This window comes from Blastocatellia bacterium (assembly GCA_016713405.1).
Lineage (GTDB): Bacteria > Acidobacteriota > Blastocatellia > Chloracidobacteriales > JADJPF01 > JADJPF01.
On record JADJPF010000006.1, the window covers coordinates 148,131 to 162,592 of the forward strand.

Consider the following 14,462-nt stretch of genomic DNA (forward strand, 5'->3'; position numbering starts at 1 on the left):
AAAATAAATTTTTATGTCAGATAGCAACCAAATTTCTTAAAGTGTATAAACTTTGCCAAATCTAGTTACTAGTTTTCTAGCAACTCTCCTAATATTTTCATCTACATCAGTAAAAGCATCTCTAAAATCATCTAAGTCGTCATCTTGATAATTACTATTTTGTAGCCAAAGTGTTAGTAGTTCAGCAGCAAATAAACGTAGTAAAGACTTAGAATTGCTAAAAATATTTTTTAAGTTTTCTATAGCACTAGTGCTTAATTCTAATGTATTATTAGTAAGACTAAGCATTAAACCTTTATCCAGTGCTTTTTGATAAGCGGATTTATTACAAATCACATAAAGTTTACTATCATCACCTGGCCAAATTACACCTAATGTTAATTTTGGGTTTGTATTTTCAATAGCTTCCTTAAGCAACTCTTCAAAATTATTATCTATAAGCTCATCTTCTTGTTTCCAGCTACGAGAATATTTATTTCCTTTAACTTTAATTGTTAGAGTAACTTGCTTTGATTTAGTCCATTTTTCATCAATTTTATCTGGTAGAAAAGCTTTTTCATATGTTTTTACTAATTCTTCAACCAAAATCTTATATATGCCCGGGCCCTCGATACAATCTAAATACTGATAAACCCCTGGCAAGCAAAGATCTGGGCGGTTATAATCATCATCAATAATTTCTTCTTCAATAATTTCTTTAATTGCTTTGGGTAAAGCTTCAAACCAACCTACAGATTCTAAATGACTTAGATATTCTTTTGCGGTCTGCATTCGTAGTTTTAGGATTTTAGAATCCTTAAAACGAGAATATCCATCTTCTGGCATAAACCTAACTCGTTTACTTCCAGTATGTTGCCCTTGTTGATTATCTTCAATTGCTTGCCCGTATTTTTCAATAAACGAGGTTGCTAGAGTTTTAATTTCTTTATTTCTATCTTTAAGGGCAGATTGAAAAGCTTTGGCACATTCAAAATCAAACCAACCAAAATCAAACCATAAACGTAAAAGTAGCCCTGCTTGCAAGCGCAAAAGAGATTTTTTATTTTGAAATCGATTAAGTAAATTTGTTAGTGCTTCACCAGAAAAATTTGTGTCTTGATAGCTAGATAAAAATAAGCCTTGATTTAAACCTTTTAAGTAAGCCTCTTTATTACAAACTAAATAAAGTATCTGTTGCTCATTTAGCCAAATAGTCCCTAAAGTTAATTTTGGATTAACTCTTTCTATTACTTCTCTAACTAGATAATCAAAATTTTCATCAATATAGTGACCTCTAGCCATCCATTCATGGGCATATTCTTTACCACCAATAGCAATTGATACTTCTATTAGAGTCCCATCTGGTAGGTCTACCCATTTTTCTGCTACTGATGCTGGCTTAAATAATCCAAAAGAACTTTTTGATAATTCTAAAATTATCTCTCTATGTACTCCTTCGTAATTAGCAGATTCTAAATCTACAATTAAACCAAGCAAATAAAGATCTGGGCGGGATTTTTGATCTTTTTCTATATTTTTTAGTGTCATTTCCTTTGTTTCTGGAGGAAATCCTATAAACCAACCAAGAGATTCCAAATAATTAGTGTATTCTACTGCTATTTTTTTTGCTTGAGTTGATTTTCTTACCATAAAGTCAAAAAAGCCCCCACTTATAAAATTATGAAATATTGAGACTATATTTCTTGGAAAAAGATTGTTGAGTAATTTTTAAATAGATGGGAATAATAACCCAAAACCTACCTTTTAAGCGAAAAACTTTTTCCAGTCTTTATGGAATAAAATTACTCTTCATATTATTTAACATAATAAACACATTAACACAGAATAATTAGCCAATTTGGTAAGTATAAAAATAATTTAGATACTAAAAATTTATGGACGAATCTTCTTTATTACTAACAGAAGAACAATTAAAGCAATTTGAAAATCTAGCTTTGGTTCATACCAAAACCTTACTACGTAGTGCTGTTCGGATGTGTGGTAGCTCAACAGAAGCAGATGATATTGTGCAAGAAACCTTATTAAGAGCTTGGAAATATTGGCATACATTTGAACTAGGAAGCAACTGCCGAGCCTGGCTTTTTCGCATTATGATTAATTTAATTCATCGTCGCCGAGAATCTTTAGCAAACAATTCAGAGCATTTTTCTGTTGATGAGCCTGCTATTTCAAATATTTTGCGTTTTGAACCCAAATTAGATATGGATGAACAAGGAGCTTTAGCCGCTGTTTATCGTCTACCATCAGAATATCGAGATATTATTTTATTAGTTTTGGTAGAAGAGTTTTCCTATAAAGAAACAGCAACAATGTTAAATGTCCCTATGGGAACAGTTATGTCAAGGCTTCATAGAGCGCGTCAAATGGTTAAAAAATTACTTTGTCCAGATACAAAAGAAGATATTGCTACAGCATAAAAATTTTAATTTGTTTATAAAGGGAAATAGTATGATTGAGTTAAGCTGCTATAAAATCAATAATTTGTTATCTGCTTATTTGGAAAATCAACTAGATACAGCTACCACATTAACTGTAGCAAATCATTTGGAAAACTGTCCTAGTTGTGAAAAAGAATTAAATCAGTTAACAAAAATTTCTTCTCTTCTAAAAACTGCTATTCAACAGGCAAATGAAAGCGACCTGACCTTGGCAACAAGAGCAAATGCTATTAATGATCGTGTCAAAGAGCAAATAGCTTTAACAATTGCTCAAACAAAACAACCTACAAATAATGTAATTTCAATCCAAAAACCTATAAAAACATCTTGGATAAAGAAAGTTATTTTATCGCTGGCTGCTAGTATTCTAATTGCAATGCTAAGCGTTTTTTCCCTCACCTATTATGCAACGGCAACAGGGCCTTTATTAATTGGTGCTGCACGTAACCATCAATTTTGTAGTGCTATTGAGCTTTCAAATATTGGACTACATAAAGGCCATTCTAAAACAGAACTTTCTAAGCAATTTAATACTAAATTCCCAGAATTAGACACTTTAGGGATAAAATTTGCAGATTTACATCCTTGTGAAGTTTATCAGACTTCTTTTTTACATTTAATGTATCTTAAAGGAGATAATCAAGTCTCTGTTTATTATGGTTTAGCAAATGCTCTAGATAAATTTAAGGAAACCCAAACTCAAATCAACCCAGAACAACTTTATTTGGAAACTTCTGGTTCATTGCAAGTTGGAGCAGTTAGTACAAAAGAAAATACCCTTTGGTTAATTGCAGGTGAATTATCACAAGAAGAAATAAAGGCTATTAGCTCTAACTTACTTAAAACAAGAGCTTTTGAGGAAAAACAAGCAGAATTATTTCACTAAAACCTTATTTATTAAAAAGAAAATACCCTATTAAAAATAATGCCATTATTAGCGGAACAAGACCAACTACTAATAATATTGGGTTTTCTTTTAATAAATTAAAAGTAGATGTATTAACAATTTTATTTTTTTCTTTATCAGCATTATTTTTATTAACTTCTAAAGCATTATTAAGTTTATTTTCTTGATTAATACTACTTTTTGATTCAGCAATTGAATCTCTAACGGTTGGAAGATTTGTTTCATCTTCAAGTGGAATATTTTTTAATTGTGTTGCTACAGTTTGTTTAATAATTTGTTGGGTGCTAATTTTGCTTATAGACTTCTTAAAAGCATTAGCAAACTCTACTGCACTGCTAATTCGTTTATCTCGATTTTTTTCTAGAGCTAAGGCTAAGACTTGATCTATCTCTATTGGTAAATTTGGGTTAATGCTAGTAATTGGCTTTGGTTCGTTAAATAAATGTCCTGAAATAATATTTTGTACTGAACCAGCAAAAGGTATTTTACCGCTAATCATTTCATAAAGAATAATTCCTAAAGCATAAATATCTGTGCGATGGTCTGCCGCTTCGCCGTCATAAACTTCTGGAGCCATATATTGAGGTGTTCCCATAAACTCACCTGTTTTAGTTAATTTCTGGGAAGCGTCTGTATTGGTGACAAGTTTAGCAAGCCCAAAATCTACTACTTTTATTACTATTTCTTCTCCAATTTCTTTAAGCATAATATTTTCAGGCTTTAAGTCTCGATGGATAATTCCTCGTTGGTGGGCTGCTTCTATTACTTCGCAAATTGGCATAAACCAAGCTAAGGTTTGTTTTAAGGATAAAGCCCCATGTTTACTTAGATATTTTCTTAAGCTTTGACCACTAATATATTCCATTACAATAAAAGCTCCACCATTTGAGGTAGAACCAAAATCATGAATGGTGACAGCATTAGCATGGTCAAGTTTAGCAGCAGTTTTAGCTTCACGAATAAAGCGGGCTACAGCAGTTTCATCAGAAACCGTATCAGCATTCATAACCTTAACAGCAATTGCTCGGCCTAATTGGACGTGTTTTCCAGCGTAAACAGACCCCATGCCACCAGTTCCAATTAGTTTTTCTAAAAGATATTTTTCAGCAATAGTTTTACCTATCCAAGGATATTCTTTAGTTTTTACTCTATCCATAAAATTTAATTAATCTCTTGGTTGAAATGTAGCAGGGGTATTTTGATTGTTTGCTGTTGCTTCCTGATTTTGCAAACGTAAATAAGCCAACATCTTTATTACTACAAACAAAGGCCAAATTAAAATATCAAAAAATATTAGTATAAAGTATGAAAAACCTGAAAAACTTATACTAGAACCATAAAGATTGTTACTAAGAATTTCATTTAAGGCTTCTGTAACTGCATATGGTGTAATAAAACCAGTTAAGCCTAAGAGCAACAAAAAAATAGGAATACGCATTCCTAAACGATGGCTAGCCTTAAATGCTGCCATATTATAAACTTCTTCTGTTATTGCTATTTCTGAAGCAAAAGCCCCACTAGGGTAAGTGTATAAAACTCCTAGCCAACAAAACGCAATACCTACTAATTGGTAAACTCTTCCAATCAAAGAAGTAAACAGATATTTAATACCTCGACTAAATACATTATGATAAGCAGAAAAAATTGTAATACCTTCGCCTCTGTGACGCTTAAGAATTGCTAAATCCAAAGCACCTATGACAAATGAATATAAAATAAAAGGTACTATGTTACAGATAAATATACGTAAGTCTGCATCTTTGATGCCAAAATAATAGCGAACAATATCTTCTTGAAGCAAACAAAGAGGTACTAAACTAACAGCGGTAATACTTATTAATAATAAAAAATTTTGTCTGTAAAATTGAAATGAGTTTTGGATAACCTGCAAAAGCTCCCTAGTACTTAAAGATGCCCTATTAGCATTACCTAAATTAACCATCCAGTCTTGAAAGTGGCTATTTGGCGTTTGTGGAAGTAGATTGGCAACTACCAAACTTTGACAACGAAGGCAAGTTTCTGTAGCCTCATCAAATTGATCAGTTTGATGACAAATTTCACAACGTGTTGACTTAGTTTTAGTTTTGACCTGAAATTTCATAGCTTAACAATAATTAAAAATCTTCCAGAGTCAATTTTATTTATTTTCTTTTAACAAATTATTTTTAGTTGGAGTTTCCAATTGTACTAAATAAATACCTATTAGCACTAGCGCACCCCCGATAAATGTTTGTAAAGAAGGCACTTCTCCAAAAATTAACCAGGCTAGCAACGATGCTCCTAAAGGCTCACCTAAAAAAGCAATAGAAATTAAAGTAGCACTAACATTTTTTAGTAGCAAATTAAAAATTGTATGTCCGCCTAAAGTTGGAACAACGGCTAAACCTAGTAAAATCAAGTAATCTGATGATGTAAAAATATTTGGGCTAGCTCCTGATATTAACGCTACTGGTAAAAGTAGCATAGCACAAACGCTATAAACCAAAGTAGCATAGCTAGAAACGGTCATATCGGCCCGGAGTTTTTTTCCAATAATAATATAGCCTACTATAGTAATTGCACCTGTTAATGCTAACAAATCACCAATCAAAGAGCCTTTTAAGCTAGCTAAATTTAGTAAAGACTCAAGCAAAATAACAACTATACCACTAAAGGCAACTAATATTGCTAGTAAATTACGTAAGGAAAATTTTTCTTTTAGAAAAATTCTACTAGCTAAAGCGGTAAAAATTGGATGACAAGTTACAAGTAAAACCGAGCGAGCAACAGGAATATAAGCAATTGAAAGTGTCCAGGTGCCAAAATGTAGAGCTAAAAACAAACCTGCAAGAATTAAGGCTTTTATTTGGGAGGAATTTATTTTTGCTAACTCTTTTTTTTGTAAAGCTAAAGTAGGTATAGATATAAGCAAAGCAGCTAGTAGCATACGATAACAAGCTACGCCTAATAATGGTAACTGACGTATTTCCAAGGTTTTAACTAATATACCTGAAGAAGAAATACAAATAATTCCAAAAGCTAAAGCTAAATAAATTTGTTTTTTTGACATTTAAGAAAATTAATTTTTCTATTTAAAGTTTTTCTATATTACATAAACAAGCTTTATTTTCAGCAATTTGCACATTAGGTTCTAATGCGTCTAGTGTTAAAGCATTAATAGCATTTCCGCAACTCATTCCCAAACTGCCCCAGTGCATTGGGGCCCAAAGCGTTTCTACTGGTTTATCATTAATCATTAAAGTTTGTATTCTGCCTGTAACAATGGCTCTTGCTTGTGCATAACCTCGTTGGGTTGTTAACTTAACATGGTCGCCTGCTTTTATACCTAATTTTGCAGCTAACTGTTTGCTCATTTCTACAAATGGTTCTGGCACTAATTCTACTAACTTAGGCATTCTACGAGTCATTGCCCCACCGCCCCACATTTCATGAATAAAGCCTGTACATAAAACATAAGGAAATTCTCCTGCGGCTTGCTCAACTGTAGCAGGATTTGATCCACGATGTTTTACTAACGGGTTATTTTGGACTTTATGATAAATATTTATGGTTGGGCTTTCGATAGGTTCATAATAAACCGGAAGCGGCCCATCGACTAAAACAGGTGATTTATCACGAGCAAGCCCGCTTTCTAAGTCTTTATCTGTGTAAGGAGCAGCAAAAAGCCTGGCTCGTCCTTCGGCTAAAAAGCGAAAAGCGTTACGCCCTACTTCTGTTTCTGGGCGAGCTAAAATATTTGTAACATCAGGTATATCAACACCTTGCCAAGATTTTTCGTTTTCATCCCACCAAATTAGCGGTTTAGCATTGTCTCTTGGTTTTCCTTCTAAATCACAAGAAGCCCGATTATAAAGGATACGAATATTGCCCGGCCAAGACCAAGCCCAATTGGGATGTAGCCCTATTTCACTAGGATCATTAGGATCTCGACGTGCTGTACAATTAACTATTTGTCCGTTTTCTTCACCTACTGCACCACAATAAAGCCAGCAACCTGCACTAGTTGACCCATCTGCTTGCAGGGCTTGAACGTGTGGCACTTGATGAGCAGTTTTTAAGCTTACTTCTTTATTAGCAATAGTTATGGTCTTATCTTGCCAAACTTTACCGCTAATTTCCTTTAGCACCTCTAAATAACTAGGCTGCTCTCCATAATCCCAAGTAGCGTTAAGTATTGCTCTATCTTTTGGATCTGTAGAATTAGCATAAAGTAGGCGAACTTGCTTAAAGATTTGATCTAGTATTTCTAAATCCGTGCGAGCATTTCCTGGCGCGTCAACGCATTTATCTCGCCATTGTAACCATCGTCCACTATGAGTAATACAACCAGATTTTTCCAAAAAACTAGCCGCAGGTAAGGCCAAAACATCTGTTGCAACTTTGGAAGTCTTAAAATTTGGATCACGCCAAAAACTAGCTGTTTCAGTCTCAAAAATGTCTACCACAACTAATAAATCTAGCTTGGTTAGACCTTCTAAAGTTACATTGTGATTAGCATTAGATACAGCAGGATTTTGACCTATGTTAATTAACATCTTAATTTTTCCTGCTGCCATAGCTTCAAACATCTTAAAAGCAGAATAATTTACCTTAGTGTTTTGCTTAGGTAGCCAATCATAGCAAAAATCATTTTCTGCTTGTGCTGCATCTCCAAATATTGCTTTAAGATAGCTAATCAAATGCTTAGCGCGAGAAGTCCCATTTTTTTCTATCCAGCTTTTTAATGTTGGTGTGTCGGTTGATGGTGCAGTTAGATAACCTGGTAATTTATCCCAGGCTACTCCTAAATCCGTTGCACCTTGAACATTTGATTCGCCTCTGTTAGCTGCTACACCTCCGCCAGCTTTTCCAATATTTCCTAAAAGTAGCTGAATTATTGGATAACAGCGAATGTGCTGAGTCCCATAAGTATGTTGAGTTGCTCCTAAAGCATAAAGAATTGTTCCTGGACGATTATTTATAAAAGTATCTGCTATTAATTTTTGTTTTTTAACTGAAATTCCTGTAACTTTAGCTGCTTTTTCAAAACTATAATCTGCAAAATGTCTCTTTAAGAGCGAAAAAACTGTGTTTTCATCTGTTAAACTATTAGTTACTCTGGGTTTACCAACACTATCAAGTTGATATGCCCATTTACTAGTATCATAACTAGCTGTAACCTCATCAAAACCAACAAATAAGCCTTCTTCAAATTTATATTCTGGATTTATTAAATAATAGGCATTAGTAAAATCTTTTAGATATTGTGCATCATAATAATTATTAGTAATAATATAATTAATCATTGCTCCTAAAAAAGCAATGTCGCTACCGGGTCGAATTTGAGCATAAATATCTGCTATTGCTGAAGTTCGGGTAAAACGAGGGTCAACATGAATCACTTTTGCACCCTGCATTTTAGCTTCCATAATCCAAGGCATCGCCATAGGATGATTTTCCGCCGTATTATTGCCTTCAATCAAAAAACAGCGAGAATTTTTAAAGTCAATATAATGATTAGTTGAAGCACCTCGACCAAAGCTTGTCCCTAGACTAGGAACCGTGGGGCTATGTCAAAGCCGGGCCTGATGTTCAATATAGCTTGTTCCTAAAAGTAGGGCCATTTTCTTTTCTAAGTAAGTTTCTTCATTAGTACAAACAGCCGAACCAAAAAAAGCTACTGCATCCATTCGGTTAACAGTTATTTTCTCACCTGTTGGAAGCGTTTCTTCACTCTCCCAATTAGCTTCCCGAATTTCATAGATTTTTTTAGCAATTAAAGAAAAAGCAAACTCCCAGCTAACTTCTTCCCATTTATCTGCATAGCTTTTACGGTAAAGAGGTTGTGTTAGCCGATCAGAGATCTATGTAATTCTGCTGCTGCTGCACCTTTACTACAAAGCGCGCCTTGATTAATTGGGTGTTCCGGGTCGCCTTCTAACCCAATTAGCTTTCCATTCTTAACAGATGCAATCATTCCACAACCACAAGAGCAAAAACAACAAATGGTATTAAGTTTTTTGGCATTATCAGTTTTTAACGCTTCTTGCCAATTATCCATAAAATATAGACCTTATCTAAGTTAAACATTTTCCTTCTTTAAGCAATGATAGATGTTAGCCAAACTAACTAGCAAACTGCCAAAGCATTAGTTTGGATAAATTAAACTGAAAACCTAGCAAATTGCTGTACAATTGGTGGGAAAATTTTTTGTTAACCTTTAAAATTTTGGGAGATATAAAAAATTATGTTTAATAAATTACTAATTCTTTCAGCTTCAGCCGGAGCAGGTCATATTCGCGCTGCCCAAGCAATTGAAAAAGCAGCAACCCAACTAAATGCAGCTAAAGAAGTTATACATATAGACACATTAGAATATACTAATAAAGTATTTCGTAATCTCTACTCAAAAGCTTATATTGAAATGGTTAACAAGACCCCTGACTTACTTGGTTGGATTTATGACAAGTTAGATACGCCTTGGGAAAAAGAACGCCGCCGCTTGATGGTAGATAAGCTAAATACACGTCCATTTGTAAAGTTTATTAAAAAATATCAACCAGACGCTATTATTTGTACTCATTTTCTACCAGCAGAAATTGTTTCTTGGATGAAAGCTAAAGAAAAATTAACTTGTCCTCAAGGTATTGTAATTACAGACTTTGACGTTCATGCTCTTTGGCTTTGTCATAACTATGAACACTATTTTGTTGCTATTGATGAAGCATCTGTTCACTTAAATAAATTAGGTATTTGGCCGGATAAAATTTCTATTACTGGTATTCCTATAGATCCAGTTTTTTCTGAACAAAAAGATAAACAAGCCATGAGACTGAAATATGGTCTTGACCCTAACAAAACAACTATACTAATCTCTGCTGGGGGTTTTGGAGTTGGCCCAGTAGAACTACTATTAAAAGCCTTACTACATTCAAAAAATCCCTTACAAATAATTGCTATTTGTGGAAAAAGTGCAGAATTAAAACAACGTGTTGATACTTTAGCAGCAACTCTAGCAAATAATAGCTTAGTTACTATTAAACCTATTGGTTATACTAAAGATATGGATGAGTATATGTCTGCTTCTGATATTCTGCTTGGTAAACCAGGAGGCTTAACAACCTCTGAAGCTTTGGCAAAAGGTCTTGTATTTGTAATTTTTAACCCTATTCCAGGACAAGAAGAAAGAAATTCAGATCATTTACTTGAACAAGGTGTAGCAATTCGCTGTAATAATCTACCTACTTTGGCCTATAAAATAGATTCTTTGCTAGATAATAAGAGCGTTTTACAAATATGCAAAATAATGTAAAAAAATTAGCTCGTCCTCAGGCAGCTATAGATGTAGTAAAAAAAATGTTATCTTTACAAAAAATTTAGATAAATCCATCAAAATGGTAAATTTAAGTTGGAAAAACTAAAGTTTATGGTTAAAATTGGCAACTATAATTTGTTAATCTCTAATAATGAAAATTAGTAAGATTCCTATTACAACCCTTTATAACTCTTACTAATAAAATAATACTTAACTCTTGCCAGGGTGTTGAGGATAAAGCAAAAATAAGCTAAAACTTGTTTTTGTCTAAACCTTTTAGCTTTACCAAAGCTAAAATTTTTAATAATTTTTTCGATATCTTTATGTTAATCAGCTAAAAACATAAATATTAGTGTTGCTTATGTTAAAGCTAGAAGTATTTTTATTTATTTTTGCTGATTAGTTTATGTTAATAACTTTTTATGTTAGTTTAACGAAAAATTTTCATAACTAACATACCGCAGTAAAACTTATATAGTTTTAGAGGAGGATTTGGGATGAAAACCCCCATGCGCTCGAAGATTCATAGGCTTGCTGGTTTTTGTGCAACTCTTAGTTTATTAATGGCTCTTTTTAATATTGCACCTTTAACCAGTAGTGCCAAAATTAGACCTTTCTTTCAAATGACAACAGTTCCTAGCGAACTTATGTTTGGTCTTACTACTACTAATCAATTAGTTAGTTTCAGAAGTAATACACCAGGCACAATACTTAGCACTGTAAACATCACCGGTTTACAACCAAGCGAAGATTTATTAGGAATAGATTTTCGTCCTGCTACTAGTGAACTTTATGGCCTAGGTAGCACAGGTCGTGCTTATGTGATTAATGCTGTTACAGGTGTAGCTAGTACAATTACAACTACACCAACTCCATTAACTGGTGTTTCTTTTGGGTTTGATTTTAACCCAATGCCAGATCGTATTCGCGTAGTCAGTGACTCAAATTTGAATCTGCGATTAAATCCACTAAATGGTAATAGAGCAGATGTACCAACTAATGATGGCCCATTAGCTTATGCAGCAGGTGATGTTAATGCTGGTGCAGATCCTAATGTTGTTGCAGTTGGTTATACAAACGCAGCTTTTGATCCTATTTTTGCTGCTTCTACAATGCTTTTTGATATTGACTCAAATTTAAATATCCTAGCATTCCAAAACCCACCTAATGCTGGAACACTTAATACTATTGGTTCATTAGGTGTTGATACCACTGATATTGCTGGTTTCGATATTTCTGGTGCTAGTGGTGTAGCTTATGCGTCCTTAAATTTAATGGGTACAACAAGTTCTACTTTGTACACAGTAAATTTAACTACTGGTGCAGCTACAATGGTTGGAACAATCGGCACTGGAACTCTTTTATTAGAAAGCGTTACTGTTTCAGACATTCGTAGTGAAGTTATGTTTGGTCTTACCAATAGTAATAGACTAATCACCTTTAACAGTAATGATCCTGGTAGAGTGCTTAAGAATGTATTAATCACAGGTTTACAAACAGGTGAAATGTTAAGAGGTATTGATTTTCGCCCTGTTAACGGCCAATTATATGGCTTAGGTTCTACAGGTAGAACTTACATAATCAATACTGCAACTGGTGTTGCAACCTCAGTAACTAGTACACCAGCAACATTAAGCGGTACAAACTTTGGTGTTGACTTCAACCCAGTTCCAGACCGTATTCGTGTAGTTAGTGATGCTCGTCAAAATATTAGACTAAACCCACTAAATGGTAATAGAGCAGATGCACCAACACCTGATGGTATGTTGACTTATGCTACTGGTGACGTTAACGCCGCTGCTACACCTATGGTTGTTGCTGCTGGTTATACAAATGCTACTTTTGGCCCTGCTCCAGGTACAACAATGTTATTTGACATTGATGCAGGTTTAGATGTTTTAGCATTCCAAAACCCACCAAATTCTGGAACACTTAATACCATTGGTTCATTAGGTGTTGACACTACATCTGCTGCTGGATTTGACATTTCTGGTCGTAGTGGTATTGCTTATGCTTCCTTAAATGTTTCACCTGCTACTACTTCTAGCCTTTATAGTGTTAGCTTAACCACTGGTGCAGCTACCCTTATTGGTACAATTGGCGGTGGTGAAATTGTTAATAGTGTCGCAGTTGGTGAAGAAAGAATATTTGCTCTTGATGCCAACAATAACTTAATGTCTTTTGTTAGCTCAAATCCAAGTCAATTACTTAGCGGCCCAACTCCAATAACTGGCCTGCAAATTGGTGAGTTTGTACAAGGTATGGATTTCCGTCCTGCTACTGCTCAGCTTTATGCTTTAGGTAGCACTGGACGTACCTATATCATTAACCCAATGAATGGTGTTGCTACTCAAGTTGGTACTGCTGTAGTAACTCTTAGTGGTACAAATTTTGGTTTTGATTTTAACCCAGTTCCAGACCGTATTCGTGTAGTTAGTGATGCCCGTCAAGACCTACGATTAAATCCAAACAATGGAACTTTGGTATCAACAGACGGAATTATCACTTATGCTACTGGTGATCTTAATGCTGCTCGTATTCCTGTAGTAACTGCTGTTGGTTACACTAATAGCTTCTCTGGTACAACAACAACAACCCTTTATGACATTGATGCTGCTACCAATACTCCTGGAGTATCATCTATCTTATCAATTCAAAATCCACCAAATAATGGTACTTTAATGACCCAAGGTAACTTAAATGTTACTGTAGGTGGTTCTTTAGCTGGTTTTGATATTGCAGCTAATTCCAATTCAGCATTTGCAGCACTTAGCATTAACAATGGTCTTTACAGCGTTAATCTTAGTTCTGGTTTAGTAGAATCTGGTCGTGTCACCTTTATTGGTAACATTGGAACTAATGTTCCAGTTCGTGATATTGCTATCGTCCCTGCTACTTCTGTTGTTACTGGTTTAGGATTAGAAAATCCATTCTTAATTGCTGCTGATACACTTAATAACCGTATTCAAGTAGCTGTTGATGATTCTGGTAATCAAGCTTTAACAACTTGGAGATCTATTTGTGGCCCAGGTACTGCATTAGGTACATTTAATGGCCCACGTGGTGTAGCTGCTGACTTTACTGGTCTAAATATTTTTGTTGCAGACACACTTAATAACCGTGTCCAACGCTCTACAGATGGTGGCTTAAGCTGGACATTAGTAGCTGGCCCAGGCACTGCTGTTGGTACTGTAAATAGACCTGAAGGAGTTGCTTATAACTCTTCAACTAATACACTCTACATTGCTGATACTGGTAATAACCGTATTCAAGTAGTCACTAATGCAACCACTGCTGCTACTGGTTCTGCTCTAGTATTTGCTGGTGCAACTGCTGGTACTGCTTTAGGTAAATTCAATCAACCTACTTCTGTAGCTGTAGATATTATTGGCCGTGTATATGTTGCTGATACTGCTAATAATCGCCTTCAATTTAATGTTGATGGTTCACTTACTGGTTGGCAAGTATTTGCAGGTGCAACTGCTGGTACTGCTCTTGGCACTGTAAATCAACCTCGTGGTATCTTTGTTGATTCACAAAATCGTGTATATGTTGCTGATACTGCTAACAATCGTGTAATGATGAATGTTGGCGGACTTCCCACTGGTTGGACATTAGTAGCTGGCCCAGGTACTGCACTTGGAACAGTTAATGCTCCTCGTGGTGTAGTTCTTTCCTCTTTAGGCAACCTCTTTATTGGTGACACAGCCAATAACCGCATTCAACGTAGAACTTCTGCTGGTGTATTTAGTGCTGTAGGCGTTCCAGGCCCAGCACCTACTCCAGGCCAATTTAATCAACCAAGTGGTGTAAACTAATCACC

The 14,462-nt window shown here is 34.8% G+C and carries 9 protein-coding genes and 2 pseudogenes; 4 read left to right on the forward strand and 7 right to left on the reverse strand.

The window, feature by feature from the left end:
• Nucleotides 1-36 precede the first annotated feature (36 nt).
• Nucleotides 37-1,629, reverse strand: a complete 1,593-nt coding sequence (locus IPK14_09550) for a hypothetical protein (protein MBK7993650.1) — start codon at nucleotides 1,627-1,629, stop codon at nucleotides 37-39.
• A gap of 245 nt (nucleotides 1,630-1,874) precedes the next feature.
• Between IPK14_09550 and IPK14_09555 the strand changes: the two genes are divergently transcribed.
• On the forward strand, nucleotides 1,875-2,417 hold the full coding sequence (locus tag IPK14_09555; protein ID MBK7993651.1) for a sigma-70 family RNA polymerase sigma factor: 543 nt from the start codon (nucleotides 1,875-1,877) through the stop codon (nucleotides 2,415-2,417).
• A 31-nt stretch (nucleotides 2,418-2,448) separates the two neighbouring features.
• Nucleotides 2,449-3,324, forward strand: a complete 876-nt coding sequence (locus tag IPK14_09560; protein MBK7993652.1) for a zf-HC2 domain-containing protein — start codon at nucleotides 2,449-2,451, stop codon at nucleotides 3,322-3,324.
• 4 nt (nucleotides 3,325-3,328) lie between these two features.
• Here IPK14_09560 and IPK14_09565 read toward each other — a convergent pair whose 3' ends face one another.
• From IPK14_09565 to IPK14_09590, 6 genes and pseudogenes are all read right to left on the reverse strand, one after another.
• Nucleotides 3,329-4,501 carry a serine/threonine protein kinase gene (locus tag IPK14_09565; GenBank protein ID MBK7993653.1) on the reverse strand — a complete coding sequence of 391 codons (1,173 nt, stop codon included), beginning with the start codon at nucleotides 4,499-4,501 and terminating at the stop codon, nucleotides 3,329-3,331.
• 9 nt (nucleotides 4,502-4,510) lie between these two features.
• The gene (locus IPK14_09570; protein MBK7993654.1) at nucleotides 4,511-5,446 is read right to left on the reverse strand and encodes a hypothetical protein; all 936 of its coding nucleotides are present in this window, start codon (nucleotides 5,444-5,446) and stop codon (nucleotides 4,511-4,513) included.
• Nucleotides 5,447-5,482: 36 nt separating this feature from the next.
• The gene (locus IPK14_09575; GenBank protein ID MBK7993655.1) at nucleotides 5,483-6,394 is read right to left on the reverse strand and encodes an EamA family transporter; all 912 of its coding nucleotides are present in this window, start codon (nucleotides 6,392-6,394) and stop codon (nucleotides 5,483-5,485) included.
• A 22-nt stretch (nucleotides 6,395-6,416) separates the two neighbouring features.
• Nucleotides 6,417-8,846: pseudogene (locus IPK14_09580) on the reverse strand (molybdopterin-dependent oxidoreductase).
• A gap of 51 nt (nucleotides 8,847-8,897) precedes the next feature.
• Nucleotides 8,898-9,188 carry a molybdopterin-dependent oxidoreductase gene (locus IPK14_09585; GenBank protein MBK7993656.1) on the reverse strand — a complete coding sequence of 97 codons (291 nt, stop codon included), beginning with the start codon at nucleotides 9,186-9,188 and terminating at the stop codon, nucleotides 8,898-8,900.
• The gene (locus tag IPK14_09590; protein MBK7993657.1) at nucleotides 9,173-9,385 is read right to left on the reverse strand and encodes a hypothetical protein; all 213 of its coding nucleotides are present in this window, start codon (nucleotides 9,383-9,385) and stop codon (nucleotides 9,173-9,175) included. Before IPK14_09590 ends, IPK14_09585 begins: the two co-directional genes overlap by 16 nt.
• A gap of 186 nt (nucleotides 9,386-9,571) precedes the next feature.
• Here IPK14_09590 and IPK14_09595 point away from each other — a divergent pair.
• Nucleotides 9,572-10,704 (forward strand): annotated as a pseudogene (locus IPK14_09595) (glycosyltransferase).
• A gap of 432 nt (nucleotides 10,705-11,136) precedes the next feature.
• Nucleotides 11,137-14,457, forward strand: coding sequence for a DUF4394 domain-containing protein (locus IPK14_09600; protein ID MBK7993658.1), 3,321 nt, complete (start codon nucleotides 11,137-11,139; stop codon nucleotides 14,455-14,457).
• Nucleotides 14,458-14,462: the final 5 nt, after the last annotated feature.